We start from the raw sequence: 25184 nt of genomic DNA, 5'->3' as shown, positions 1-25184 counted from the left end.
CTACTGCTATCGCCAGGCCGGCTCCTACGGCGCGGGATCAGAATTCGTCGGCAACCGACTCAAGGATCTTGCCCATCAGGTACACGGTGGTACGCGCCACCTGCTTCACCGCTTCCTTCTCTTCATCGGTGACCACCCAACGGTCGATTGCCGCGTTGACCTCCTCGGAGTGCTTGGCATCGATGATCGCGTGGGCGACGAAGAAGGTCATCTGCTTGTCGGTCAGCTTGAGGCTGTTCTTGCAGATGTCCATCATCGGCTCGAGGTGCTCGTAGGAGTCCTCGGCCCAGAAGCTGTAGCCCAGGCGCGGGATGATGCCACGGCAGACCGAGACGTAGTCCAGGTAGCCGTAGAAGGCCTCGGTGGCCGGCAGCATCGGTTTTTCGAACTCGGCCGGGTCCACGCCGATGGCGATCAGGTCGTTATAGGCCATGTTTTCATGGCCCAGTTCTTCCAGCGCATGCTTCATGGCGAAACGCAGCAGGCCGACCTTCTTGTGATCCTGGTTCCAGCAGGCCACCGCCTGGTTGATCGCATTGTTCTTGGTGTAGTGATACACCTGCACGATCGACTTGATGTACAGCTCCCGTTGCAACTCGGGACGTTTCATCATCTGGAAGAAACGCCCGGCCTTGATCTTGGCCCATTCGGCGTCGCAGACGGCCTTCAACTCGGTACGAAACTCAGTCATTTCACTCTTTCCCTGTTGGTTCATGAATCGCTTATGACATTTGTTATGGATTACAGGCGCAATACGGACTTGATGATGTACATGAACTTCGAGAAGAACCCGAGACCTTCGATCGTGTCCCAGTGCTCCATCAACACCCCATTTTCCACACGATAGATATCGATCACCTTGTACTTCACGGTAAAGAACCGATGTTTCGCCCAATGGGTGGCATAGAGGAAGACATAGTCACCCTCGGCACAGACTTGCTTGATATGCGTGCCGGACTCCGGAAAAGTCTTGAAGAACTGCGCAAAGTACTTCTTGAAACCTTCACGACGCGGCGGAATGAACACATTGTTGTGCTGTACATAGTCTTCGGCAATCAATGTATCGGCGACCGCCAGTTCACGCTTGGCAAACATGCGTTCATAGAACTCGATAACCACGGCCTTGTTCTGGGCTTCCATCTGAGATCAACCTCATTATTGTCGTTTTATTATGCTTTTCAGACCGCCAGGACCTGGCGGCTGGCACGGGCGGCCAGGGTATGGCGCATCAGTGCATCGATATCGCCGAGATCGGCCGGGCACTGTTCCAGGCCGAAATAGGGGGTCACCGAGGGCAGCAGCTCGCCCTTGTACACCGCGTAGTAGTGGTCGCCGCGTTCCGGGATCTTGAACAGGATGCCGTCCTGGTCGAACACCGAACTCTCGAATTTCGGTGCCAGGCGCGGTTTCACATAGGTGATGAAGGTCCTGTAGCCGCCCAGCAACGCCACCAGCGAGGCGCCGGTCATGGCCAGTGCGGTGACCACGTTGCCGACCGGGGCGTGCTTGTCGACGATCAGGCGTGAAAGCTCGATGCACTCCCGCTCGTAACCGGGGCCGGAGAACTGCACCAGGCGCTGGTGGTCGATGTATTCACCGGACTCATGGGGAAACGGCGTAAACCGCTGGGTACCGATGATTTCACCGTCGTAGTAACAGGCGAACACATAAGAACGGGAGTCGTACTCGTCGAGACAGACGGTTTCATCGACCGCGTCACCGAACAAGGTACGGTAGTACACCTTGCGCTGACCATAGAGACGATACCGGGCCCGCGACAACTCGGAAAATTGCTCAGGCGTTACAACTTGCCTGATCTTTACCTTATCGGACTGGCAATGTTCCTGCAGGACCGAATCGTAGAAGGCATGAATCGCCGCACCGGCCGAATCATCTTTCACCAGTTGCATGGGGGTGAACGGCAATACCGCCTTGTTACTTCCGTATGACGACATGAGACGCTCCTTTATTATTATGCTTCGTATTGTTTCTCTCAACCAGACACACGATACAGAACCCATGATTCAACTCATGAGTTCACTTCCTGATACAACGATGCTGCCAAATCCGATGTGCAAGGGGCTGAAATTCGGCAAGAGCCAAGGGCCTATTCGCGGGCAAGCCCGGCCCCGACAAGTTCTGCGCCGGATAAAAGTTCCAGATGCACTCTGTGAGCGCCAACTGGCTGGCAATAAACGTTGACGCGCAATAACAGACAGACAACGGCACCTGAACAGCCGACTCCCCAGTCGGCTGCCGCACGCTACCTTTTGTTCAGCGTTGTTCGAGGGCCGAACGAATCAGCTCGGCCCGTTCACCCAGCACCTGCGGGTTGGCCAGGGGAATATCGCCGTGGGCAAGGTCGAAACCGTCGCCGACGAACCGGGCGATCACATGCAGGTGGGCATGACCGACGGTCTGCCCGGCCACCGCACCATCGCACAGCAGCAGGTTGATGCCCTCGCACGGCTGGCCGTCGAGCCGCAGGCCACTGTTGCGCAAGGCCGTTGCCACGCGCTGGCCGACCACCATCATGTGGCCCGCGGTTTCCGGAGGAATTTCGCCCAGGCCGCTGGCATGGGCCTTGGGAATGACCAGCACATGACCGGGAGTGATCGGCTGGATGGACAGAAAGGCCAGGCACTGTTCGTCTTCATGGACGATGCTTGCGGGTGCCAGCTTGGCGACGATCGCGCAGAAAATGCAGTTCACGAATTAGCTCCCTCTAATTGTTATGTGCAAACCCCTGACACGCTTGTGCTCCGGGCTTGCTAGGCTGAATTCCCTTACAGACCTATACCGCTGATCGAACAACTGGGGGCGAAAATACGCCGAGGTTTGAATGGCTGTACACGCGAGTTTTGAAATTTTTTGTATCCGGCGTCCCCGAAAAGCAGCTAACGCGCTGATTTGTCTTCAGAAAATCGCCCTAAAGCCTATTTCCCGCCCCCACGGCCCAGCCAAAAAAAACCGGAGCCCCTTCGGACTCCGGATTTTTCCTGGGCTCGGCGGCCTCGATTCACCACCGACAAAGGCCTTAAGCCAGTTTTTTCAGGCGCGGTCTGGCCTTGGGAAAATAGGGTCGCCTCAACAACCCTCCCGGTGCCGATTGGCTGGTCCGAGTCGAAGTCTCCTGCACTGGCGCCTCTCCCCCAAACTCGGCGACATAGGGCGTCTGCCCGCAGCGCACCAGGTTGTTGATCGGGAACTCATCGCCATTGTCTTCCATGTACGCCTTTTTCATGGGGCCACTCCTTTCCAAGGTTGATCACCGCCGACTGGCAGTCGGCGCCTCAAAAACCTTCAGCGTAGACCAGCGACGGCGATCCGCAGGCTCTGGCGCAAGGTTCCGACGAATGACCGGTCGGTCACCGAATCACACCGAATCGAGCCGCTGCCGCAGGCGGCCGAAGGCTTCCAGCACCTGCCGGGGTTTCTCCAGCATCAACTGGTGCCCACAGTCGCGCAGCACCTCGAACCCGGCCTGGGGCAATTGCCGGGCCAGGGCCTCGCCGCCGCTGGCCGGGGTCAGCCCGTCGCTGTCGCCGCAGAGCACCTCGATCGGCAACCTGAGGCTCGCCAGGTGCCCGGCATCCGGCCACTGCACACCTTCGAGCAGCCCCTTGAACACATACAACCGATTGTTCTCGGTGATCTTCTCCTCGTAGGCCACCAGCTGCCGGTCGGCCGCCGGATGCCAGGCACGCTGGCGAAAGCCCTTGGCCAACACCGGCCGGATCAGTTCCAGCACCCACGCCGGCAACGCCATCAGGCCACCGCGACTCAGCGGCCGGTGCAGTTGCGAGCCCAGCAACAGCGCGCCACTGACCGCCTGCGATTGCAGCAACGCGCTCATCGACAGGCCGGTGCCGAAGGAGTGCGCCACGATCAGGTTGCGCCTGCCGCCGAAACGCCGCAGCAGTTCCAGGTAGTCGGCCACCAGCTCGGCCCAGGCATAGGCCGCTGACCGGCGCGGCTTGTCGCTGGCGCCATGACCGAGCAGGTCCCAGGCCACCAGGCCGTAGCCCTCCTCGCCCAGTGCCTGCCACAGATGGCGCCACTGGTCCTTGTTGCCGCCGGCGCCGTGGCAGAAAAACACCACGGTGTCGGCCTGGGCCTGGCCGGGCTGGTGAGCCACGCTCAAGTGGCGACCCGGGCGGATCTCGAGCAACTCGCCGCGCACCTGCGGCAGATCAACGGAGGAAAAGGCTTCAGCCATGCGCTGTGGGTCCTGTCGGATGGAAAAGGGATGGGTTCACCAGGCGCCCTCGCGACTCTGCGCCAGGCGGGACGCTTCGGCGAGCACCGATGAGGCGCCGAGCAACGCGCGGGTGTAGGTGTGCTGCGGCTCGGCGAACAGCCGCGCCGTCTCGCCCTGCTCGACGATCCGCCCGCCCTGCATCACCGCGATGCGATCACACAGCCGCGCCGCCACCCGCAGGTCGTGGGTGATGAACACGATGCTCAGGCGCAGGCGGCGTTGCAAGTCCTCCAGCAATTCGAGGATCTGCACCTGAATCAGTGCATCCAGCGCCGACACGCATTCGTCGGCGATGAGAATCTTCGGCCGCACCGCCAGCGCCCGGGCGATGCCGATACGCTGGCGCTGGCCGCCGGAAAATTCGTGGGGGTAACGCTCGAAGGCGGTGGGCGGCAGGCCGACCAGTTCCAGCACCTCGCGGGCGCGCTGCTGCGCTTGGCGAGCCGGCACGCCCTGGGCCAGCGGCCCGGTCATGACGATCTGGCCCACGCTCTGGCGCGGATTGAGCGAGGCGAACGGGTCCTGGAAGATCATCTGGATCTCGCCCCGCAACGGCCGCAGGCGGCGCTGGGACAAACCGGCGACCTCCCGCCCCTGCCATTGCAGTTGCCCGCTGTCCGGTTGCAGCAGGCGCACCAGGCAACGCCCGAGGGTCGACTTGCCCGAACCGGACTCGCCGACGAGGCCCAGGGTCTCGCCTTCACGCAGGTACAGATCGACGCCGGCCAGGGCCCGACTGGCGCGCTTGCGCCACCAGCCGCCCTGTCCGGTGTAGGATTTCTCCAGTTGCCGCGCCGCGAGCACCGTCGACACCTGGCTCAGCGGCGGACGCGGCGCCAGCGGGCTGGCCGAGACCGCCGCCAGCAGCCGCCGGGTGTACTCCGCCGCCGGAGCCTGTAGAACCTGGGGCGCACTGCCCTGCTCCACCAGATGGCCCTTTTCCAGCACCAGCACGCGATCGGCAATCGCCTGCACCACGGCAAAGTCATGGGTGATGAACAGCACCGCCATGCCCTTGTCGCGCTGGATCCGTCGCAGCAGTGCGAGGATCTGCGCCTGGGTGGTGACATCCAGCGCCGAGGTCGGCTCGTCGGCGATCAGCAGCGCCGGGTCGAAGGCCAGCGCCATGGCGATCACCACCCGCTGACGCTGGCCGCCGGACAATTCGAAGGGATAGGCGTGGCGCAGGCGTTCCGGGTCCGGCAGGCCGACGTAACCGAGCAGTTCGAGTACTCGCCGACGACGGCTGGCCGCCGCCTTCACACCATGGGCGGCGAGGGTTTCGTCGATCTGCCGGCCGACGCTCAGCAGTGGATTGAGCGCGCTCATCGGTTCCTGGAAAACCATGCTGATATCGCGTCCACGCAACTGGCGCATGCTCGCCTCGTCGAGTCCGGCCAGATCATCGCCGCGCCAGCGGATGCGGCCGCTCTCCAGCGTCAACGACTCGGGCAACATCCGCAGCAGGGCCTTGGCCAGCATCGACTTGCCCGAGCCGGACTCACCGACCACGCAGAGCAGTTCGCCGCATTCGAGCTGCAGCGACAGGTCGTACAGGGCATGGCTGCGATCGGCACCGGCCGGCAGCGCGATGCGCAGGTGCTCGATGCTCAGCAAGGGATTGTGGCGGTCTGTCATGAGTGGGCTCCTGGTTGCCGCAGCGGCGCGCAGGCCACCCGCAGGCCCTCGCCGACGCGGTTCACCGCCAGCACGCTGAACAGGATCGCCAGGCCCGGCCACAGGCTCATCCACCAGGCATCGCGCAGCAGGCCGCGGGAGGCGTTGATCATGTAGCCCCAACTCATCGCCTCGGGATCGCCCAGGCCGAGAAAGGCCAGGGCCGCTTCGGTGAGAATCGCGGTGGCCATGACGAAGGTCAGGGTCACCAGCAGCGGTGCCAGGGCATTGGGCAGGATCTGGCGGAAGATAATCGCCGTCGACGACTGCCCGAGCACCCGCGCCGCCTGGACGAATTCGCGCTGGCGCAGGCTGAGGAATTCACTGCGCACCAGGCGCGCCACCGCCGGCCAGGCGACCAGGGCGATGGCCAGGACGATCGAACCCAGGGACGGTTCGAGCACCGCCACCAGGATCACCGCCAACACCAGTTGCGGCACGATCTGGAAGAACTCGGCGATGCGCATCAGCACAGCGTCGAGCCAGCCCCCGAAGTAGCCGGCCAGGGCACCGACCAGGGCGCCCACCAGCAGGGTCGCCAGGCTGGCCAGCGCCGCCACCGCCAGGGACACCCGCGCGCCATACAGCAGGCCACTGCCGAGGTCGCGACCGAGCATGTCGCTGCCCAGCCAGTGTGCCGGGTCGTGGAACGGTGCGAGCAGCGGCTGGCTGTTCATCTCCCAGGGCTGGCTGTCGGTCAGCCAGGGAGCGGCCAGCGCCAGCAGGCCCAGCACCAGCAGAAACAGCAGCCCGGCCAGTGCGGACGGCTGCGCAAGGAACCGGCGCAGGAACGAATGCCGTTGCATCAGTGTTGCCCTCCGGCGCCGATTCGCGGATCGAGCCAGCGACAGGCCAGGTCGGTCAGCAGGTTGAAACTCACCACCATGATCGAAATCACCAGGAAGCCGCCCATCAATACCCCGTAGTCGCGCTGCGCCAAGGCCTCGTACATCAGCCGACCGATGCCCGGCCAGGAATAGACCACCTCGATCAGCAGGATGCCGCTGGCCAGTTGGCCCAGTTGCAGGCCGGCGAAAGTCACCACCGGCAGCAACGCATTGCGCAGCACGTGGGCCCAGAGAATCCGCCGCGGCGACAGGCCCTTGGCCCGCGCGGTGCGCACGTACTCCTGGCCCAGCGCTTCCAGGGTCGCGGCACGGGTCAGGTGGATGTAGAGGGCCAGGAACAGAAAGCTCAGGGACAGGCATGGCAGCACCAGGTGCTGCAAACGGTCAGCCCACCAGGCCAGACCCTGGTAGTCGGCAGCGACGGTTTCCATGCCGAAGGCCGGCAACCAGTCGAGACTCACCGAGAACAGCAGGATCAGCAGCATCGCCAGCCAGAACGACGGGGTGGCATAGAGCAGCAGCGCGCCCTGGGCAATCAGCCGGTCGAGCCACGGCCGGCGTTCCCGGCTGCACGCTGCAAGCACGCCCAGGGCGATGCCGGCCAGCGATGACAACAGGAACGCCGAGCCCATCAGTGCCAGGGTCGCCGGCAGCCGCTCGGCGATCAGCGACCAGACCGGCGCCTGGTTGCGATAGGAATAGCCCAGGTCCAGTCGCGCGATATGGCCCAGATAGATCAGCAACTGCTGGGCCACCGGCTTGTCCAGCCCCATGTCCTGACGCAACTGCGCGATGTACCGGGCGTCATCGACCCCGGCTTCGCCGGCCAGCATCAGCGCCGGGTCGCCCGGTGCCAGGCGGATCAGCAGGAAGCTCAGCACCAGCACCCCGAGCACCATCGCCAGCGCCCGCAGCAGCCGCGAGCCAAGGAAGATCAGCCCGCTCATGGTGTCGGTGCATCGAGGTAGACGCTTTCGTCGTCTTCGTTGAGGCTGGTGGCGGTCTGCAGCAGGTTCCTGACCTGGCTATGGTAGAGCGTCGGATAGCGCATCTCGAAGATCGGCAGGATCGGCAGGTCGGTGTTCAGGCGGTTCTCCAGCTCGCTGTAGACCTGGCGACGCTGCTCGCCGTCCGCCGTGTTGGCGACCTTGCTCCACAGCGCATCCGCCTGCGGGCTGCTGTAGCCGCTGACGTTGGCGAACGGCGAGGTCTTGAGGATGTAGTCGGAGCGGTACAGGTAGGCGGTGGTCAGGTACGGATCGCCGACCTGGAAGATGAAGTTGTAGGTCAGGTCGAAATCCCAGTCGCTGACCCGCTGGAACCAGGTGGCCGCGTCCGAGGTGACCACCTGGACCTTGAAGCCCAGCGGCTGCAGAGCCTGCTTGGTGTACTCGGCGGCGCGCTCCCAGGCACCGCCCTTCTCGCCGTTGAGCAGGCGGATGCGCACCGCGCCGACATCGACGCCGGACTCGGCGATCAGCGCCTTGGCTTTCTTCAGGTCATAGCTGTACTGCGGCAGTTGTGGATCGTGATACGGCGAGCTGGAGACGAAGGGTCCCTGGGCCACCTTGCCCGTGCCGAAGAAGATGTTGTCGACAATGAACGGCCGGTTCAGCGCATAGAGAATCGCCTGGCGTACCTTGGGGTTGTCCAGCGGCGGCTTGCGGGTGTTGATCTGCAGGAAGGCCAGCCCGGAGTACAGTTCCCAGCCCTGCTCCGAAGACTGCACGCCCGGCAGGCCGCTCAGGCGCTTGAGGTCGGAGTAGTCGGCATCGCCGCTGCGCAGCACCTGCACGTCGCCACGCTCGAAGGCGGCGGCCCGGGAGGAAGCGTCGGGGATCACGTGGAAGACGATACCGTCCAGGTGCGGCAGGCCCTTTTTCCAGTAGTCGGGGTTTTTGCCCAGCTTGATATAGGCACCTCGTTTCCATTCCTGGAACACGAACGGACCGGTGCCGACCGGCTTGAGGTTATAGGGGTTGTTACGAAAATCGGTGCCTTCGTAGAGGTGCTTTGGCACCACCGGGCGCAGGCCGCTGCCCAGGGACGAGAGCAGCGGTGCGAAAGGCTTCTTCAGGTGGAAGGTCACCTGCAGCGGGCCGCTGGCGTCGATGGAGGCGACGAATTCGGTGAACACCCCGCCGAGGCGCTTGTCCACTTCCGGGTAGAAGGTCCGAAAGCTGAACACCACGTCGTCGGCGGTGAACGGCTGACCATCGTGCCAGCGCACGCCGTCCTGCAGGTCGAAGGTGTAGGTCAGGCCGTCGGCGGAGACAGTCCAACTCCTGGCCAACACCGGTTTGGGTTGCAGGTGGGTGTCGTAGGTCAGCAGGCCCTGGAGGATCTTGCCGCTGACGTACTGGGTCGAAACATGGGAGACCACGCCATGCATCAGCGATGGCGGTTCCGGCTGGGCCACCAGGTTGAGCACACCGCCATCGCGGGGTTGTGCCTGCACGCTGCCAGCCAGGATCAGCGCACTGGCGGCGAGGCCGAGCAGGGCCCGGCGCAGGGGCCGGGTGCGAGATGAAGGGGTCGGCGAAAAATCAGGCATGGCGGGCTCCGCAGGAAAGATTCGGCAGGCACGGCACAGGGTGTGCGACCGGCCCTTTCGAGGGTTTTAGCAAGGCCTGTGCCAGTGCTTTTGCGCCCGTGTTTGCGCGGTACCGGGTTGCCGCGCAGTGATGAAAAAACCACAACCCGTGCCGGACACTGTGGAAAAAGCAGCAGCCTCCCCTGTCTCATCGTTGGGAACCGGCTTGCTGGCACCCAAAAACACCAGTCGCGGCTCCCCGAGAAAACCCATTGCCCTGCCCTGGCACAACCCTTGCGACAACTGCGATCTTCGAACCCGCGAGCCTCTTCCCATGTTTCTGGATTACCTGGGCAACCCCATCGATAGCGACCTCTCCACCACCCGACGCGGCATCGACGACTTCATCGGCGGTTTCCTCGGTTATCACCCACGCGCCGAAAACATTCTCGCCGCCGCCGATGCCGACCCGAACTCGCGGCTGGCCAATGCCCTGGCCGGCATCCTGCTGATGTTCAGCGAGTCTCCCGACGGGCCGCGCCTGGCCGAGCGTTATCGCCAGCAGGCCGATGCCGTGCACGTCGCTCACCGCCGTGCCGACCTCTACCTGGCGACCCTCGATGCCTGGATCGCCGACGATCTGGAACGGGTACTGGGCCTGACCGAGCATTTGCTGGACAGCTTCCCCCGCGACCTGTTCGCCGCCAAGCTCAACCAGTACGTGGAATTCAACCGCGGCAACTGGCCGGCGCTGCTGCGCATTGCCCTCAAGGCCCGCGACGCCGCGCCGGAAATCGCCCATAGCCATGGCCTGCTGGCCTTCGCCTATGAACAGTGCCACCTGCTCGATGAAGCCGAGGCCGCCGCCCGCCAGGCCCTGGCGCTGCAGGCCGACGAAGCCTGGGCCCAGCACGCCCTCGCCCACGTGCTGCTGACCCGCGGGCGGATCGAGGAAGGCATCGACTTCCTGGAAAGCGTCAAGCACCACTGGCAAGGCCTCAACTCGTTCATGTACACCCACAACTGGTGGCACCTGGCGCTGTTCTACCTGGCCCGTGGGCAGGATCAGCGAGTGCTGGAAATCTATGATCGACACGTGTGGGGCATCCTCCCGGAATACTCCCAGGACCAGATCGGCGCGGTGTCGCTGCTGGCCCGCCTGGAGCTGGCGGGGGTGGATGTCGGCCAACGCTGGCAGGCCGTGGCGACCTACCTGCGGGTGCGGGTCGCAGACACGGTGCAGCCGTTTCTCAGCGTGCAGTACCTGTATGGCCTGGCGCGCGCCGGGTTGCCCGAGGCGGACCGATTGCTCGAGGCCCTGCGCGAACGCAGCCACAGCGCACCGGCTTTCAGCCGCGACACCTGGGCCCAGGTGACATTACCCCTGGCCGAAGGGTTGCTGGCCCATGCCCGTGGCGACTGGCATACCGCAGCGCTACGCCTGGGCAGCGTGTTGCCGCGCCTCAACGATATCGGCGGCAGCCACGCCCAGCGCGACCTGTTCACCCAGATCGAACTGGATGCACGGCTGCACGCGGGCGATTGGCGAGCGGCGCAGCAGACCCTGGAACTGCGCCGAGGCTACGATGCGCTGGATGTGCCGACCAATCGGCATCTGGTACGGGTGTATGAGGCGCTGGGGTTGCCAGAGCAGGCACGGAAGGCTCAAGACCGGATTCGGCAAGCATTCAATTGAGGCACGTCATTCCAAGAGGCCGCTCTGCTTACAGCAAGGATAGGCGTTAGGCCTCTAGGTGATACGACAGCATGGAATCAGCATCCCGCCAATTCAGCCTATCCTTTTCGAATAGAATTCCCGACTAATATAAATCCCCTCCTTTTTATAGTAATCAGGAATACTACCAGAATACTCAAACCCACAAGAGCGAACGACTTCTATACCTTGCCTCTGAGTTGCCAAGTGAAAATAGTAAAGCACTTCAATATCTATCCCCCTCGCTCTCTGCTGCAGCAACTCTATCAGCGCAACGCCTTGGGCGTGATACCCAGGAAGCAAGCCAAATCTTATTTCCGCCACATGACGCTCAATCCACCGAGATCGCCGTTCGACTTCCCCCAAACCGACAATCGCAGAGGACTCATCCAGTACGCAAATAGCGATACCTTCGCCATCATGCTCCTTTTCGATCAATTGCCCCACCCACGCTTCCTCCATGCTCTGCGTTAGCAGACTGACATCCTCAGATCGCTCAACCCGTTCAGAGTCCTCACCAACCAATCGAATGAAAAAGCTCAACAAACTCTCCGCATCCTGAACAGACGGCTGCTTAAATCTCATTTCGCTTCTTCTCATAATAGGGCGCACAACACACGCAGTCAGGTTTCCTAGGTACAACATCGACCTCAAATATTCCACTCAAGAGCAACGAGGAAAATGTCATTCGTCGATTTACGTACATCTTCTCCTCATGACCGAGAAACCATTTGAAAACCTCAGCAGCACCCAGCGTTCCAGCAACGGAAGTCGCCAAGACATTCACCGGCACCGGACCTGTATGTTCCGAGCGTGAATAATCATCAGGGAAAAGGCATGCGAAGCAAGCGCTTTCCCTCGCTGGCAGCATTGAAAAAACGTAACCATATGAAAACTGCGCAGAGGCATGCACCATAGGCTTCAAGGTCCGGATACAATACTCACTCACCGCATTCCTGCCATCAGGTGAATCACCACCCTCGACAATCAACTCATAACTCTTCAGTAACCTATCAATATTTTCCCTTGTTAATTTCTCCTCAATCAGATCAATCTCAATTTCTGGATTCAGGTCACTCAGTGTCTTCTGCGCAGCGCGCCCTTTAGAAGTTCCGATGTCGCTGGTTCTGTATAAAATCTGCCGATTCAGATTCGACAACTCAACGATATCGAACTCAATGATGGCGATTCGCCCAATTCCACCAGCTGCCAGCGACATCAATAGAGTAGACTTGACTCCACCAGCGCCGATGACAGCCACTGACGCACGAGCAAGACGTCTTTGACCCGCCTCTCCCCACTCAGGCATGTTTTCATGTCGATTGTATCGAGCATCCTTGAAATCAAACCGCATATTTCCCTGCCTCAACGCATCAAGAAATTTATTAAAAATATAATTCGGCTCTGAACACTCTCCCAATCTGGCGTCAGAGCCGAATCATTCAAGATTTCAAGCTGACTGCTGCTTTTCAGCCATCACAAGCACGAAAGCTCCTCGCATTGCAGTTACCACCGCTGACATATTCCAAATCTTCCTGAAACAACTCAAGCACTGGATACTCATCGAGAGCCGCTTCTATTGATTCAGACTCGATTTCAGGTTTCCCAATCAAACCTTCAGGCAAACCGCGCAAGTAAATCTTCATAAGACTTTCCTCATTTCCCAGATAGATTTAATCTCAGACCAGAGCCCTCCCGGCCCGACGTTCAGAAATATAGAAACCAGAATAAAATAACGTCAACAAAAACGGCATGAATTTTTTATTTAACAAGCACAGACTTAAGCCACACAGGAAAATTAAAATGACTACAAAAAATATAGAAACATCCCACAAAAAAGCCCTTCCCTTATTTAGAAGTGAAGTACTAGCGCGTGCTACAGAAAACCGATACGGCCACCCCTTGGACATCAACCCTTCCAAAGAAAATAAATTCGTCATATTCCTGACGTACATATGGAGCCTACTTATGGTTTCCAGTGCAGGCTTGTACATAATCAATCATCAAGAAATCCGCCTTGAATGCTCTGGCAATTCTGCCACCAGCAAATATTACCCCTGGAATCCACTGAAGCCCCCAGAAAGCCTCAAGGACTGTAGAACACCATATGAAATGGCCGAAAACCAAACTCAAGAAGAAACTTCCAATCCTTCTGCAGACTGAAACGACAGAGTGCGGTCTGGCTTGCATCGCCATGGTGACGAGCTATTGGGGAAAATCTCTTGACCTGATGCTTTTACGCCAGCATTTCAATGTATCGCTGAAGGGATCCTCCTTAAAAAGCCTGATACAGATAGCCCAACATATGGGTTTACAGTCCCGACCATTACGACTGGAACCTGCCCAATTACCCAAACTGAAGCTTCCATGCATTTTGCACTGGGATATGAACCACTTCGTGGTGCTGAAGAAAGTCACCGGAACCCGTTTGACCATACACGACCCGCCTACGGGATCAGAAACATGAGTTGGACCGAACTGTCTCGACATTTTACCGGCGTAGCGTTGGAACTCACCCCGGGAGAGCTATTCAAGTGCTCTGACAGCCCTCGAAGAACTCCCCTGCTATCCATACTCGGTAAAGTCGACGGACTGTACTCAGGGGCTACCAGACTGCTACTGATAGGGTTAGTCCTGCAGACAGTCACCTTGATCACCCCTTTTTACCTGCAGTGGGTACTGGACGACGTGTTGGCCAGCAATGATCAGCAACTGATGACCCTTCTCGGTGTTGGATTCTTGCTGCTGATGGTGCTTCAGGCCGGACTTGGGCTGTTGCGGTCGTGGATGACTAGCGCACTATCGACCTATTTGAGCTATCAATGGCTAGGCAACGCCTTTTCTCATCTGCTACGCCTACCCGTCACCTGGTTTGAAAAACGCCACCTGGGCGATATTACATCCAGGTTCAATTCCCTCCACGCAATCCAGAAGGCCCTCACAACACAACTGATCGAGGGCGTGATCGACGGTGTTCTGGTCATCACCACCTTTTTTCTCATGCTGTACTACAGTGTCCTGCTGACAAGCATATGTGTTCTAGCCGTAAGCATATATGCAACCTTGCGTTGCTGTGCCTTCCGTATTCAGAAGGAAAAAACATCCGCACATATCTCGCAAATAGCGAAACAGAATACTCTTTTTATCGAATCGGTCCGCAGCATACAGAGTATTCGTTTGTTCGGGCGCGAGGAGGAACGACGGATTACCTGGATAAATGGCCTGGTAGATCAACTCAACATTGAACTTAGAATTTCACGAATTTCAATCTCACTCCAGTCGACCAGCACCCTGATCTTCAGCTGCGAAAGAGTCGTGGTGATTTGGCTGGCAGCACTTTCCGTCATGAGCAGCAACTTTTCAGCTGGCATGCTATTAGCCTTTCTAAGCTACAAAGAGCAATTCAGCCAGCGCATAGCCGTACTCATCGACAGGATCTTCGAACTACGTATATTGCGACTCCACGGTGAGCGTGTCGCCGATATTCTATTGACGGCGACTGAGCAGGACACAGAGGCTGCTGAAGCAGAATTGCACGACCTGATAGTCAATATTGAGTTACGAAACGTCTCGTTTCGTTATGCCAAAGATGAACCCGATATAATAAACGACTTGAGCCTGATGATTCCAGCAGGCGAATGCATCGTAATCACCGGAGCGTCGGGGTGCGGAAAGACAACCCTGCTCAAGTTATTGCTAGGCTTGCTTAAGCCCACCAAGGGGGAAATCCTCATCAATGGAATTTCACTTGAGAGCCTGGGTTTGAAAAACTACCGAAAACTGGTCAGTACGGTAATGCAGGACGACCAACTATTCAGCGGTTCGTTATCAGATAACATCTGTTTTTTCGATGCTCAACCTGTTGTAGATCGTATTATCGAAAGTGCTCAGCAAGCGGCTATACACGATGAAATCATGGACATGCCCATGGCCTATAACACCCTGATAGGAGATTTGGGCTCAGGCCTTTCAGGTGGACAGAAGCAGCGCATTCTGCTGGCCAGGGCCCTCTACCGGACACCCAGATTGCTGGTACTTGATGAAGCTACCAGCCACTTGGACGCGTGGAATGAAAAGCGGGTCAATGCTGCAATTGCCGATCAGGCCATGACTCGAATAATGGTGGCACACCGCAACGAAACTATTGCAATGGCACAGCGCGTGGTGACCCTGGATAAGGGACGAATCTCAAGTGATACTCGCGCCGTCAGCTAGGGGCTGTATGAAACGTTTTCAAGCGAAGGCCGGTTTTCAACGCAGCCCGGGCGCACGCAGATACATTTCGTACAGTGTCTGATGCTGCTGCGCAGTCACCGCCGCGCTTCGAACACCCCCCGCGCAATCGCCCGCGCCACGCAATCGGCTGCCGCCGAGCCGATATAGCCGATCTGCACCTGCCGACGCGGCCCGTCCACCAGCGGCAACTCCCCGGAGGCCAGGGCGAACACCGTGTCGCCATCGAACGGCAGGTGCGCCGGCCGCACCGCCCGGGCAATGCCGTCCTGGGCCATGATCGCCACACGCTTGCACTCGGCAGTGGTCAGCCGGGCGTTGCAGGCCACCGCCACCAGGGTGGTGTTGGCACCGGCCTGCAGGCGGCCCATGCTGTCCAGCCGCGACAACTCCGGCATCGGGTCGCTGGCGTCCATCACCGCGGTGGGCCGCGCGCCCCCGAACTCGCCGGCGATCTCCCAGGGCCAGGACCAGAAGGTCTGTCCGTCCGGCATGTACACCGAGCCGATGGGGTTGGCCACCACCAGGGCCGCCACCACCAGCCCGTCCTCGAGGGCTAGCGAAGCCGATCCGAGCCCGCCCTTGAGCACGCCGGCCATCGCTCCACGGCCGGCCCCCACCGAACCCAGGGCGAAGTCTTCACCGACATTGTCCAGTGCCTCGAAGCCAAGGCGGCGGTACGGCGGCTCCAGCCCCCAATGCTTGTCGCCACCGTTGGCCAGGTCATGCAGCACCGCCGCCGGCACGATCGGAATCGCCGGTGCACCGGCCTTCAGGTGCAGGCCGACTTCCTGTTGCGACAGCGCCGCCGCCACCGCATCCGCCGCGCCCAGGCCGAACACCGAACCGCCGGCGAACACCAGCGCATGCAGTTGCCCGACCATGTTCTGCGGCTCCAGCGCCGCCGACTCCCGCCCCCCCGGACCACCACCACGAATATCGATGCTGGCCGTCCAGGCGCCATCGGTGCGGATCACCGTCACGCCGGTGTCGACCCGCAGGTCGGTGGCGTGTCCGACGCGAACGCCAGGTACATCGGTCAACAGGTTACGGGGTCCCGGTAACGGCATGGTCATTTCCTGAGTTGAAGAATATCGGTGTCCTGCCCTTGCGGGAGCCAGCTCCCACAGCACATGTATCGGATCCATTGAGCAAGTGATGTGCCAGCCATCGATGACCCCATGTCGGCTCGGCATGGCTGGCGAAGGCCTGTTGCTAACTCAACAGCCCCCATCGCGACTGCTGACAAATCAACACTCGCCTTCCCCGCTACGCCCACCCACCGCGCGCTGTAGAAAAACCAACAGCCTGAATCGCCGCCGTTGGAAAAACACCAGATCCGCTTCGTCATACGAGCCAAAACCTTGATTTTAAAGGGCTAAAACACATGGCACAGGCCTTGCTCCACGGCCTTCAGCAGAGCTTGAGACCGCGGCCATCGCGCCGGTCCGGCAACAAGCCGTCACTGACCACGCTTGCGACGACCCGCCACGACACCGTCGCCTTACCCGAACAAGGTGGGCCCTGCCAGGGGCCACACCGGGGAACCACTGGAGCGATTCACATCATGAGTTCGACACGCGCCGCCGGCCGCCAGGCCCTTACCACCTTCACCCACAGCCTGCTGTTCCTCGCCGTCTGCGAGGCCCTGAGCTACAGCAGCCTGACCCTTGCCGCCGACATCCCCGCCAGCGACAACCCACTGGACACCGTGGTGGTCATCGGCAACCGCGGCCAGGCCCGTACCCTGGCCGAAAGTCCGGCCCCGGTGGACGTCATTTCCTCCAGGCAACTGCTCGCCACCGGTCAGGGCGACCTGACCCGCGCCCTGAGCAAGGTCCTGCCGTCGCTGAACCTGCCGGCCTCCTCCGGCTACGGTTCGGCCTCGGTGGTACGCCCGGTGAGCCTGCGCGGCCTGAACGGCGACCAGGTGCTGGTGCTGGTCAACGGCAAGCGCCGCCACAACAGCGCCCTGCTCAACAACGGCACTTTCCTCAACTCCGGCTCGCAACCGGTGGATCTGGACATGATCCCCACCGCCCTGGTCGATCATGTCGAAGTCCTGCGTGACGGCGCCTCGGCCCAGTACGGCTCCGACGCCATCGGCGGCGTGGTCAATATCGTGCTCAAGCAGACCGACCACGGCGGCAGCCTGTCCACCACCTACGGCCAGAACTTCGAGAACGGTGACGGCGAGACCGCCCGCCAGACCGGCAACCTCGGCCTGTCGCTGCCCAACGACGGCTTCATCAACCTGGCCCTGGACGTGAAGAAACAGAACGTCTCCGACCGTTCGGACGCCGCGCCCTACACCGACAGCGCCGGCAACACCAGCCTGCGCCACACCTACTACGGCACCGGCCTGCCGGAAGCGCGCAACTTCAGCTTCGGCTACAACGCCGAGTTGCCGGTGGACGACGCCCTGACCCTCTACTCGTTCTCCACCTACACCCGGCGCAACTCGGAAAAACCCCTGGCCTTCCACCAGCCGGCCAGCTTCGACGGCATCGCCACGCCGTTCCCCGAAGGGGTCGAGGACACCCTGCGTTTCATCGAGAACGACTTCCAGGTCGCCTTCGGCGGCAAGGGCCAGGTCGCCGGCTGGGACTACGACCTGTCCAGCACCTACGGCCAGGACCATGCCCAGGCGACCCTGCGCCACACCTACAACCTCAGCTACGGACCGGACTCGCCGACCTCCGTCGACACCGGGGTCAAGACCTTCAGCCAGTGGACCAACAACCTCGACCTGACCCGCGCCTTCGACCTCGGCCTGGCCAAGCCGACGCAGATTTCCTGGGGCCTGGAACAGCGCTATGAAAACTACAAGATCGGCAAGGGCGACTACGAGTCCTATGCCCTGGGCAACTTCAGCACCGGCGCCAGCGGCAACCCGATCGCCCCGGGGACCATTTCCGGGGCCGGTACCACGCCGGCCGATGCCGCCGAAAAAGGCCGTACCAGCGTCGCCACCTACGCCGAGATCGGCCAGGACCTGACCGACAAGTGGCACGTCGACCTGGCCGGGCGCTATGAGCACTACAACGACGGCTCCGGCACCACCACCAACGGCAAGCTCGCCACCCGCTACCAGCTGACGCCGATTCTCGCCGTGCGCGGCAGCTTCAGCACCGGGTTCCGCGCACCGTCGCTGGCCCAGCAAATCTACAGCTCGACCTCCCAGAGCAGCGTCAACGGCAACCTGATCGACTACCGCAACGTCGCCGTCGACTCGGCCGTGGCCAAGGCCCTTGGCGCCGAAACCCTCAAGCCGGAGAAATCGACCAACTTCGGCCTGGGCCTGACTCTGCAACCGCTGGACAACGCCAGCATCACCCTCGATGCCTACCAGATCAAAATCAAGGACCGCATCGCCCAGACCGGCTACCTTGGCGGAACCCCGCAGATCAACGCGATCCTCGCCGCGGCCGGACTCAACACCAACCAGGCGGTCACCTACTTCACCAACGCCCTGGACACCACCACCCGCGGCATCGACCTGGTCGGCGACTACCGCCAGGACCTCGGCGCCTACGGCAGCCTGCGCTACACCCTGGGCTTCAACTGGAACACCACCGAGATCGATGCGATCCACGCCTCGGACGTGGCCCAGCAGGCCCTCGGCCCGGATGGCGGCTACGACCGCCAGCGCCAGGGCAACCTCAAGCACGGCACGCCGGAATCCAAGCTGCTGCTGGGCGGCACCTGGACCGTCGACAAGTTCGACATCGGCCTGAACCTGACCCGCTATGGCGAGTACACCCAATACGGTACCGCGGCGATCTACGACCGCACCTTCGCGCCGACCTGGATCACCGACCTCAACGTCGACTACCACGTGACCAAGGCCATCACCCTCACCGCCGGGGCCAACAACCTGTTCAACATCTACCCGGAACGCACCAGGCTGGCGAGCAGCTCGGGCGGCTTCCCCTACGGCAACTTCTCGCCCTACGGGACCACCGGCGGCTACTGGTACACCGGCGTGACCTACAACTTCTGACCCACCTGGCGCTGCCGGCGATCACCTGCGTCGCCGGCCTTGCCTGCTCAACGGGAGCCCGTTAATGACCCGCCGAACCGATCAACTCAAGCTCGGAGCCTTTCTCGCCAACAGCGGCCATCATGTCGCCGCCTGGCGCCATCCCCTGGCCCAGGCCGATGCCAGCCTGGACTTCGCCCACTTCAAGACGATTGCCGAAACCGCCGAACGTGGCCGGTTCGACGCCCTGTTCATCGCCGACGTGGTTGCGCTCTGGGGCCACCACCACGATGCCCTGAGCCGCACCGCCCGCGCCGAACATTTCGAACCGCTGACGCTGATGTCCGCACTGGCGGCCGTGACGAACCACATCGGCCTGATCGCCACCGCCACCACCAGCTACAACGAGCCGTACCATATCGCCCGCAAGTTCGCCTCCCTCGACCACCTTTCCGGCGGTCGTGCGGCCTGGAACCTGGTGACCTCGGTGGTCTCCGACGAGGCCTGGAACTTCGGCCGCGAACGGCACATCGACCACGGCGACCGCTACCAGCGCGCCGAGGAATTCCACGACGTGGTCAAGGGCCTGTGGGACAGCTGGGACGACGACGCCTTCACCCGCGACAAGGCCAGCGGCCAGTACTTCGACCCGGACAAGCTGCATACCCTCAACCACCGTGGCGAACACTTTTCCGTACGCGGCCCGCTGAACGTCGCCAGGCCACCCCAGGGCCACCCGGTACTGGTCCAGGCGGGCGCCTCGGAAGCCGGCAAGACCCTCGCTGCGCGGGTCGCCGAAGTGATCTTCGCCTCCGCCAGCGACCTGGCCGATGCCCAGGCCTTCTACCAGGACATCAAGGCCCGCGCCGCCGATCTTGGCCGCGACCCGGACCACATCAAGATTCTCCCCGGCATCACGCCTTTCATCGGCGAGACCCGCGAACAGGCCCAGGCGCTGTTCGACGAGTTCCAGGCCCTGATCGACCCGGTACTCGGCCTGCGCCTGCTGGCCGACACCCTTGGCGAAGATATCGACCTGAGCGGCCATGACCTCGACGGCCCGTTGCCCGAGACCCCGGTCGGCCAGCGCGGCAGCCGTCGCGACAAGGTGCTGGAGCTGGCGCGCAAGGAAAACCTCAGCATCCGCCAGCTGTACCTGCGCCTGGCCGGCGGCAACCCGGTGATCGGCACCGCCGCCGATATCGCCGATCATTTCGAGGCCTGGTTCCAGGCCCGCGCCTGCGACGGCTTCAACGTATTCTTCCCGTACTTCCCCGGTGCCATCGAGGTGTTCGTCGACCAGGTGACGCCACTGCTGCAGGCGCGTGGACTGTTCCGTCGTGAATACCAAGGCCGCACCTTGCGGGAAAACCTCGGGCTGCCACGGCCGGCCAACCGGTTCAGCCGATCATGAGCGGCGGTTTCTCCCTGGGCTTTCTCAGCCGCGTCTACCGCCCGGCCTTCGACCCGCAGGTCTACCGCGACACCCTGGAGCTGTTCCGCGTTGCCGAGGAGCTGGGCTTCGACAGTGGCTGGGTGGCCCAGCACCACTTCGCCAGCGAACAGGGCCGCCTGCCCTCGCCACTGGTCCTGCTGGCCGCCATCGCCCAGCGCACCCGGCGCATCGCCCTGGGCACCGGCATTATCGTGCTGCCACAGGAGGACCCGCTGCGCCTGGCCGAGGATGCGGCGGTGCTCGACCTGCTCAGCGGTGGCCGCCTGGAACTGGGCCTGGGTGCCGGCTTCGACCCGCAGACCTACGACGCCTTCGGCCTAGATCACGGTGAGCGCCACCGCGACTACGAAACCCGCCTGCAACGCCTGCGCTCGGCTCTGGGCAACGCACCGCTGAGCGCCGACGGCGCGCGCCTGCTGCCCCGTGCCGAAGGACTTGGGCGATGCTTGTGGGAGGCGACTTCACGGGTCGAACAGGTCGCCGCCCGCGGCAACGGGCTGATCATGGCACCCAATCCGCACCTGCCGCCCGAGGCCGGCGTGGAGCTGGTGGAGCGCTATCGCCAGGCCTGGACCGGCGACAACGGCACCCCGGCGCGGGTGGTCCGGGTTCAGGCGGTCTTCCCTGACGCGGATGCGGCGGCGCCGGGATCGACGCTGCACGGCGATATCCTCGCCTACGTGCGTCGCCAGCAGAGCATCGGTGTCTATCGGGCCGGAATCGATGCCGACTTCAACCAGGTGCTCGCCCGTCTCGGGGTGCTTCACGGAGCACCGGAGCGGATCGTCGAGGCTCTCGCCCAGGGACCGCGCCTGGGTGCCCACGACCATCTGGTCGTGCAGGTGCAGACCGCCAGCACGCCACTGCGCGAGGCCATCCGCGCACTGCAGATCATCCGCGAACGGATCGCCCCGGCGCTGGGCTGGCAGCCGACCCCGCAGCGTCCCTCGTCCCTGGAGAAACCGCATCCATGAGCAGCGTCCGTCCCTTCAAGCTGGGTTTCCTCAGCCATGCCTTTGGCGATGATCCGCAGCAGGTCTATCGCGACCTGATCGAACAGTTCGAGGTCGCCGAAGCCCTCGGCTTCGACGGTGGCTGGATCGCCCAACACCACCTGAGCAACGGTTTCGGCCGCCTGCCCTCGCCGCTGATCCTGCTGTCGGCGATCGCCGAACGCACCCGCACCATCGAGCTGGGCACGGGTGTCATCGTGCTGCCCTTCGAGGACCCGGTGCGCCTGGCCGAAGACGCCAGCGTGCTCGACAGTCTCAGTGGGGGCCGCGTGCAGCTGGGACTGGGCAGTGGTGGTGCCAACCTCGACAACTTCGCCGCTTTCCGGCGCGACGCCGAGGAACGTCAACAGGACTTCGCCCGACACCAGCAACGGCTGCAGCAGTTGCTCAGGGGCGGCCCGGTGGACACCTCAAGCGACCTGACCCTGCAACCGCCGGCAGCGGGCCTGGCCCGACGCCTCTGGCATTCCCACGGCAGTGTCGAGGGCGCGGCCTACACCGCCCGGCAGGGCAATGGCCTGCTGTTGGGGACGGCGACCCATGATCCGCTGACCGTGCAGAAGCCTTTGGCGGATGCCTACCTGCAAGCCTGGGAGCATACCGGGCAACCGCCGCGCATCGGTGTGGTCCGGGCGATCTTTCCGGCGGCCGACCGCGCCAGCGCCCAGGCCGAACTGGCGGTGGACATCGAACGACATATCCCGCGTCTCAAGCGCGAGGGGCTGATCGATGAGGCGGTGGACCTGCAGGAACACCTGCGGCTGATGAACGTGCATCACGGCCACCCCGACGAAGTGATTGCCAGCCTGCGCCAGGACCCGTCGCTGCTGCCCTACGCCGACTACGTGATCGCCGTGGTCCAGGCCGAAAGCTCGACCCAGGCGCAGATCCTCCGGCGCCTGGAAATCCTCGCCGGCGAAATCGCCCCGGCCCTTGGCTGGCGTCGCGCATGAGCACAGCGCAACCCTGGCTGGCGGTGGCGTATGCACCGACGCTGCAAGGCCGGGGGGCCCATTCGCGGGCCAGCCCGGCTCCTACGGATGTGCGTCATGCCTCCTTGCCGCCTACGACTCGATCCATTGGAGGAGCGGGCCGATCGGTGCTCCGCTTGCTGGCGATCGACAACAACGCGCAGTATCAGGCACAACCCCATTCCTGTCCGGGAACCCCACATGGCACTTGAATTCAGTTGGCAACTCCCCCTGTGCGGTCCCGGCCAGACGCCGGGCTGGGCCCAGCAGCCCGGCCAGTGGATGCAACTGGCCCAGGCGGCGGAGTACGCAGGGCTCGACGGCCTGTGGATCCCTGGTGGCGCCCATTGCGCCGACAGCCTCGGCGTGGCCGCTGCGCTCTGCGCCCATACCCGGCACCTGCACCTGACCGTCAGCGTACCGCCGGAAGTCATGCTGCCCGCCGCCCTCGCCGCCACTGTCCAGAGCCTGCAATCGATCAGCTGCCACCGCGTGCGACTGCACCTGCCCGACAGCGAACAAGGCAGCCTGCGCAGCGCCTTCGGCGAATGGCTCAACCGCGACCAGCGCAACGAGCGTATCGGCGAATACCTGGAAATCCTCGGTCCACTGCTGCAACCCGACGGCGACGAATTCAACTACGACGGCCGCTACTTCCAACTGGAAAACGCCGGCGTCGGTCGCCGCCCGCTGCCCGCCCCGCCCCTGGTGCTCGATGACTCCCAGGACGCCGCGCTGATCGCCCGCCATGCGCAGGTCTGCCTGCTGCGCTCGGGCGCACCGCACTGGCTGCAGCAGGCCATCGAACGCCTGCGCGACAGCCAGGGCCGGCTGACCTTCGCCAGCCGCTTCGGGCTGATCGTGCGCGACACCGAGGACGAAGCCTGGGAGGCCGCCCAGGCCACCCTGGAACAGCCCCCCTTGCAGGTCCCGGACGTCCCGTCGCGGGTCCTGCCGCTCAAGCGCCAGCAGCACCCGGCACGGCGCTTCGAGATCCATCCGAATCTGTGGCAACCCCACAGCGACCAACCGCTGTACATCGTCGGCAGTCCGCACCAGGTCGCCACCCGCCTGCAGCAACTGCACGGACTGGGCCTGGGTCAGGTGATCGTCCAGGGGGAGCCGGCGGTGCGCGAGGTGCTGCGGTTCGGCGAACAGATCCTGCCGTTGCTGACGGCTCAAGGCTTGCGCAAGGAGCGCTGCTAGCATGCCCCACGAATACCGCTCGGCCCTGGAAATCGACTGGTTCCTGCCCACCAACGGTGACGGCCGCCACCTCACCAGCAGCGGCCTGCCCCGCACCGGACTGCTGCAGGCCGGCGAGCGCGCGCCGACCCTGGACTATCTGCGCCAGATCGTCCGCGCCGCCGAACTGGCCGGCTTCGACTCGATCATGGTGCCGACCGCCAGCGGCTTCGAGGACCCCTGGCTGATCACCGCGGTACTGGCCCAGGAAGTGCGTCGGCTGAAGTTCCTGCTGACCCTGCGCCCCGGCCTCGAACTGCCCGCCTACACCGCGCACCGGGCGGCCACCCTGCAACTGCTCAGCGATAACCGCCTGGCCCTGCATGTGGTCAGCGGTTCCAGCCGCTTCGAGCAGCGCTCGCTGGGCGACTACCTCGAACACGACGAGCGCTACGCCCGTACCGCGGAATTCCTCCAGGTGTTCCAGGCGGTCTGGGCCGGCAAGGGCCTGCCGTTCCACGGGCGCTACTACCGCAGCACCAGCGCCACGCCGATCAGTCCCTATGCCTCGGCACCGGCGATCTACTTCGGCGGAGCCTCGGCGGCGGCCGAACAGGTTGGCGCCACCCACGCCCAGACCTACCTGATGTGGTGCGAACCGCCGGCGATGATCGCCGAACGGATCGAACGCATGCGCGAACTGGCGGCGCTACAGGGGCGCACGCTGCGCTTCGGCCTGCGCCTGCACATCTTCGCCGCGGCCACCGACGATCAGGCCTGGGCCCATGTCGAGAAGCTGCTGGAGGAGATTCCCAAGGAGGCCATCGACCGGGCGCAATTGCAACTGGCGGCGTACGAGTCGGTGGGCCAGAGCCGCCAGACGCAACTGGTCCAGGGCCGTGGCCGACGGGCGCGGGAGCTGGAGGTTTCGGCCAACCTGTGGGCCGGTGTCGGCCTGGTGCGGGGGGGCGCCGGAACCGCGCTGGTGGGTAGCTATGAGCAAGTGGCGCAGCGGATCGAGGAGTATCACCAGCTAGGGGTCGACAGTTTCATCCTGTCGGGTTTTCCGCATCTGGAAGAGGCGATTCACCTGGGTAGCGAGCTGTTGCCGCAGTTGCGGCGCATCGGTGCGATGCAGCGACAAACCGAACAACGAGTTTGAATGGGCCCCATGGGTGCGACTTTGCCTGAACCGGCCTCTTCGCGGGCAAGCCACGCTCCTACAGAGCCATGTTGTGCGCAAGACCGGCGTACGACACAACCTTTGTAGGAGCGTGGCTTGCCCGCGAAGAGGCCGGCACTCCTTGCACC

The 25184-nt window shown here is 62.7% G+C and carries 24 protein-coding genes; 10 read left to right on the top strand and 14 right to left on the bottom strand.

Annotated elements, in window-relative coordinates; genetic code table 11:
- Positions 1-37 precede the first annotated feature (37 nt).
- The 10 genes from ACMGT0_RS12990 to ACMGT0_RS12945 all read right to left on the bottom strand — a co-directional run bounded on the left by ACMGT0_RS12990 (position 38) and on the right by ACMGT0_RS12945 (position 9340).
- On the bottom strand, positions 38-691 hold the full coding sequence (locus ACMGT0_RS12990; protein WP_054060279.1) for an iron-containing redox enzyme family protein: 654 nt from the start codon (positions 689-691) through the stop codon (positions 38-40).
- A gap of 50 nt (positions 692-741) precedes the next feature.
- Positions 742-1140: an ester cyclase gene (locus tag ACMGT0_RS12985; RefSeq protein WP_054060278.1), complete on the bottom strand. Its 399-nt coding sequence runs from the start codon at positions 1138-1140 to the stop codon at positions 742-744.
- Positions 1141-1178: 38 nt separating this feature from the next.
- On the bottom strand, positions 1179-1955 hold the full coding sequence (locus ACMGT0_RS12980; RefSeq protein WP_239688074.1) for an N-acyl amino acid synthase FeeM domain-containing protein: 777 nt from the start codon (positions 1953-1955) through the stop codon (positions 1179-1181).
- A 319-nt stretch (positions 1956-2274) separates the two neighbouring features.
- Positions 2275-2712 (bottom strand): HIT family protein, encoded by a 438-nt coding sequence (locus ACMGT0_RS12975; RefSeq protein ID WP_054062659.1) that lies wholly within the window; start codon positions 2710-2712, stop codon positions 2275-2277.
- 325 nt (positions 2713-3037) lie between these two features.
- On the bottom strand, positions 3038-3244 hold the full coding sequence (locus ACMGT0_RS12970) for a hypothetical protein (RefSeq protein ID WP_054060276.1): 207 nt from the start codon (positions 3242-3244) through the stop codon (positions 3038-3040).
- Between the two features lie 132 nt (positions 3245-3376).
- A complete protein-coding gene (locus ACMGT0_RS12965) occupies positions 3377-4219 on the bottom strand; it encodes an alpha/beta fold hydrolase (RefSeq protein WP_054062660.1) in 843 nt (280 codons plus the stop codon).
- A gap of 36 nt (positions 4220-4255) precedes the next feature.
- On the bottom strand, positions 4256-5899 hold the full coding sequence (locus ACMGT0_RS12960) for an ABC transporter ATP-binding protein (protein WP_416772910.1): 1644 nt from the start codon (positions 5897-5899) through the stop codon (positions 4256-4258).
- Complete coding sequence (locus ACMGT0_RS12955; protein WP_054061296.1) at positions 5896-6744, bottom strand: ABC transporter permease; 849 nt, start codon at positions 6742-6744, stop codon at positions 5896-5898. Before ACMGT0_RS12955 ends, ACMGT0_RS12960 begins: the two co-directional genes overlap by 4 nt.
- Positions 6744-7733: an ABC transporter permease gene (locus tag ACMGT0_RS12950; RefSeq protein WP_054062663.1), complete on the bottom strand. Its 990-nt coding sequence runs from the start codon at positions 7731-7733 to the stop codon at positions 6744-6746. The genes ACMGT0_RS12955 and ACMGT0_RS12950 overlap by 1 nt, the downstream gene beginning before the upstream one ends.
- Positions 7730-9340 (bottom strand): ABC transporter substrate-binding protein, encoded by a 1611-nt coding sequence (locus tag ACMGT0_RS12945; protein ID WP_416772908.1) that lies wholly within the window; start codon positions 9338-9340, stop codon positions 7730-7732. The genes ACMGT0_RS12950 and ACMGT0_RS12945 overlap by 4 nt, the downstream gene beginning before the upstream one ends.
- Positions 9341-9653: 313 nt before the next feature.
- On the opposite strand from ACMGT0_RS12945, the gene ACMGT0_RS12940 reads away from it, so the two are divergent.
- Entirely contained in the window at positions 9654-11015 is a 1362-nt protein-coding gene (locus ACMGT0_RS12940) for a tetratricopeptide repeat protein (protein WP_416772907.1), read from the top strand.
- Positions 11016-11108: 93 nt separating this feature from the next.
- On the opposite strand, the gene ACMGT0_RS12935 is transcribed toward ACMGT0_RS12940, so the two are convergent.
- From ACMGT0_RS12935 to ACMGT0_RS12925, 3 genes are all read right to left on the bottom strand, one after another.
- Positions 11109-11618, bottom strand: a complete 510-nt coding sequence (locus ACMGT0_RS12935; RefSeq protein ID WP_416772905.1) for a GNAT family N-acetyltransferase — start codon at positions 11616-11618, stop codon at positions 11109-11111.
- A complete protein-coding gene (locus tag ACMGT0_RS12930) occupies positions 11608-12387 on the bottom strand; it encodes a HesA/MoeB/ThiF family protein (protein WP_081006003.1) in 780 nt (259 codons plus the stop codon). The genes ACMGT0_RS12935 and ACMGT0_RS12930 overlap by 11 nt, the downstream gene beginning before the upstream one ends.
- A gap of 115 nt (positions 12388-12502) precedes the next feature.
- Entirely contained in the window at positions 12503-12679 is a 177-nt protein-coding gene (locus ACMGT0_RS12925; RefSeq protein ID WP_160319858.1) for a hypothetical protein, read from the bottom strand.
- A 157-nt stretch (positions 12680-12836) separates the two neighbouring features.
- Here ACMGT0_RS12925 and ACMGT0_RS12920 point away from each other — a divergent pair, with 157 nt between their 5' ends.
- The 3 genes from ACMGT0_RS12920 to ACMGT0_RS12910 are packed head-to-tail and all read left to right on the top strand — an operon-like array spanning position 12837 to position 15248.
- Positions 12837-13196, top strand: coding sequence for a hypothetical protein (locus ACMGT0_RS12920; RefSeq protein ID WP_416773596.1), 360 nt, complete (start codon positions 12837-12839; stop codon positions 13194-13196).
- On the top strand, positions 13141-13500 hold the full coding sequence (locus tag ACMGT0_RS12915) for a cysteine peptidase family C39 domain-containing protein (protein ID WP_416772903.1): 360 nt from the start codon (positions 13141-13143) through the stop codon (positions 13498-13500). The genes ACMGT0_RS12920 and ACMGT0_RS12915 overlap by 56 nt, the downstream gene beginning before the upstream one ends.
- Positions 13497-15248 carry a peptidase domain-containing ABC transporter gene (locus tag ACMGT0_RS12910; protein WP_416772901.1) on the top strand — a complete coding sequence of 584 codons (1752 nt, stop codon included), beginning with the start codon at positions 13497-13499 and terminating at the stop codon, positions 15246-15248. Before ACMGT0_RS12915 ends, ACMGT0_RS12910 begins: the two co-directional genes overlap by 4 nt.
- Positions 15249-15343: 95 nt before the next feature.
- Here ACMGT0_RS12910 and ACMGT0_RS12905 read toward each other — a convergent pair whose 3' ends face one another.
- Positions 15344-16336, bottom strand: coding sequence for a P1 family peptidase (locus ACMGT0_RS12905; protein ID WP_416772899.1), 993 nt, complete (start codon positions 16334-16336; stop codon positions 15344-15346).
- A gap of 497 nt (positions 16337-16833) precedes the next feature.
- Here ACMGT0_RS12905 and ACMGT0_RS12900 point away from each other — a divergent pair, with 497 nt between their 5' ends.
- The 6 genes from ACMGT0_RS12900 to ACMGT0_RS12875 all read left to right on the top strand — a co-directional run bounded on the left by ACMGT0_RS12900 (position 16834) and on the right by ACMGT0_RS12875 (position 25035).
- On the top strand, positions 16834-19269 hold the full coding sequence (locus tag ACMGT0_RS12900) for a TonB-dependent receptor plug domain-containing protein (protein WP_054061119.1): 2436 nt from the start codon (positions 16834-16836) through the stop codon (positions 19267-19269).
- Between the two features lie 64 nt (positions 19270-19333).
- On the top strand, positions 19334-20662 hold the full coding sequence (locus ACMGT0_RS12895; RefSeq protein ID WP_054061118.1) for an LLM class flavin-dependent oxidoreductase: 1329 nt from the start codon (positions 19334-19336) through the stop codon (positions 20660-20662).
- Positions 20659-21678: an LLM class flavin-dependent oxidoreductase gene (locus ACMGT0_RS12890; protein WP_416772897.1), complete on the top strand. Its 1020-nt coding sequence runs from the start codon at positions 20659-20661 to the stop codon at positions 21676-21678. The genes ACMGT0_RS12895 and ACMGT0_RS12890 overlap by 4 nt, the downstream gene beginning before the upstream one ends.
- The gene (locus ACMGT0_RS12885; protein WP_054062669.1) at positions 21675-22670 is read left to right on the top strand and encodes an LLM class flavin-dependent oxidoreductase; all 996 of its coding nucleotides are present in this window, start codon (positions 21675-21677) and stop codon (positions 22668-22670) included. Before ACMGT0_RS12890 ends, ACMGT0_RS12885 begins: the two co-directional genes overlap by 4 nt.
- Before the next feature lie 219 nt (positions 22671-22889).
- Positions 22890-23894 carry an LLM class flavin-dependent oxidoreductase gene (locus ACMGT0_RS12880; RefSeq protein WP_054062670.1) on the top strand — a complete coding sequence of 335 codons (1005 nt, stop codon included), beginning with the start codon at positions 22890-22892 and terminating at the stop codon, positions 23892-23894.
- A gap of 1 nt (position 23895) precedes the next feature.
- Entirely contained in the window at positions 23896-25035 is a 1140-nt protein-coding gene (locus ACMGT0_RS12875) for an LLM class flavin-dependent oxidoreductase (protein WP_416772895.1), read from the top strand.
- The last annotated feature ends 149 nt before the right edge of the window (positions 25036-25184 follow it).

This window comes from Pseudomonas sp. RHF3.3-3, assembly GCF_048069595.1.
Lineage (GTDB): Bacteria > Pseudomonadota > Gammaproteobacteria > Pseudomonadales > Pseudomonadaceae > Aquipseudomonas > Aquipseudomonas fuscovaginae_B.
This window is presented reverse-complemented; position numbering and strand designations above follow the sequence as displayed.

What these genes read in the sequence shown, in the direction of transcription:
- ACMGT0_RS12990 (WP_054060279.1), bottom strand. Translation starts at nt 691, where the DNA reads ATGACTGAGTTTCGTACCGAGTTGAAGGCCGTCTGCGACGCCGAATGG.
- ACMGT0_RS12985 (WP_054060278.1), bottom strand. Translation starts at nt 1,140, where the DNA reads ATGGAAGCCCAGAACAAGGCCGTGGTTATCGAGTTCTATGAACGCATG.
- ACMGT0_RS12980 (WP_239688074.1), bottom strand. Translation starts at nt 1,955, where the DNA reads ATGTCGTCATACGGAAGTAACAAGGCGGTATTGCCGTTCACCCCCATG.
- ACMGT0_RS12970 (WP_054060276.1), bottom strand. Translation starts at nt 3,244, where the DNA reads ATGAAAAAGGCGTACATGGAAGACAATGGCGATGAGTTCCCGATCAAC.
- ACMGT0_RS12965 (WP_054062660.1), bottom strand. Translation starts at nt 4,219, where the DNA reads ATGGCTGAAGCCTTTTCCTCCGTTGATCTGCCGCAGGTGCGCGGCGAG.
- ACMGT0_RS12960 (WP_416772910.1), bottom strand. Translation starts at nt 5,899, where the DNA reads ATGACAGACCGCCACAATCCCTTGCTGAGCATCGAGCACCTGCGCATC.
- ACMGT0_RS12955 (WP_054061296.1), bottom strand. Translation starts at nt 6,744, where the DNA reads ATGCAACGGCATTCGTTCCTGCGCCGGTTCCTTGCGCAGCCGTCCGCA.
- ACMGT0_RS12950 (WP_054062663.1), bottom strand. Translation starts at nt 7,733, where the DNA reads ATGAGCGGGCTGATCTTCCTTGGCTCGCGGCTGCTGCGGGCGCTGGCG.
- ACMGT0_RS12945 (WP_416772908.1), bottom strand. Translation starts at nt 9,340, where the DNA reads ATGCCTGATTTTTCGCCGACCCCTTCATCTCGCACCCGGCCCCTGCGC.
- ACMGT0_RS12940 (WP_416772907.1), top strand. Translation starts at nt 9,654, where the DNA reads ATGTTTCTGGATTACCTGGGCAACCCCATCGATAGCGACCTCTCCACC.
- ACMGT0_RS12935 (WP_416772905.1), bottom strand. Translation starts at nt 11,618, where the DNA reads ATGAGATTTAAGCAGCCGTCTGTTCAGGATGCGGAGAGTTTGTTGAGC.
- ACMGT0_RS12930 (WP_081006003.1), bottom strand. Translation starts at nt 12,387, where the DNA reads ATGCGGTTTGATTTCAAGGATGCTCGATACAATCGACATGAAAACATG.
- ACMGT0_RS12925 (WP_160319858.1), bottom strand. Translation starts at nt 12,679, where the DNA reads ATGAAGATTTACTTGCGCGGTTTGCCTGAAGGTTTGATTGGGAAACCT.
- ACMGT0_RS12920 (WP_416773596.1), top strand. Translation starts at nt 12,837, where the DNA reads ATGACTACAAAAAATATAGAAACATCCCACAAAAAAGCCCTTCCCTTA.
- ACMGT0_RS12915 (WP_416772903.1), top strand. Translation starts at nt 13,141, where the DNA reads ATGAAATGGCCGAAAACCAAACTCAAGAAGAAACTTCCAATCCTTCTG.
- ACMGT0_RS12910 (WP_416772901.1), top strand. Translation starts at nt 13,497, where the DNA reads ATGAGTTGGACCGAACTGTCTCGACATTTTACCGGCGTAGCGTTGGAA.
- ACMGT0_RS12905 (WP_416772899.1), bottom strand. Translation starts at nt 16,336, where the DNA reads ATGCCGTTACCGGGACCCCGTAACCTGTTGACCGATGTACCTGGCGTT.
- ACMGT0_RS12900 (WP_054061119.1), top strand. Translation starts at nt 16,834, where the DNA reads ATGAGTTCGACACGCGCCGCCGGCCGCCAGGCCCTTACCACCTTCACC.
- ACMGT0_RS12895 (WP_054061118.1), top strand. Translation starts at nt 19,334, where the DNA reads ATGACCCGCCGAACCGATCAACTCAAGCTCGGAGCCTTTCTCGCCAAC.
- ACMGT0_RS12890 (WP_416772897.1), top strand. Translation starts at nt 20,659, where the DNA reads ATGAGCGGCGGTTTCTCCCTGGGCTTTCTCAGCCGCGTCTACCGCCCG.
- ACMGT0_RS12885 (WP_054062669.1), top strand. Translation starts at nt 21,675, where the DNA reads ATGAGCAGCGTCCGTCCCTTCAAGCTGGGTTTCCTCAGCCATGCCTTT.
- ACMGT0_RS12880 (WP_054062670.1), top strand. Translation starts at nt 22,890, where the DNA reads ATGGCACTTGAATTCAGTTGGCAACTCCCCCTGTGCGGTCCCGGCCAG.
- ACMGT0_RS12875 (WP_416772895.1), top strand. Translation starts at nt 23,896, where the DNA reads ATGCCCCACGAATACCGCTCGGCCCTGGAAATCGACTGGTTCCTGCCC.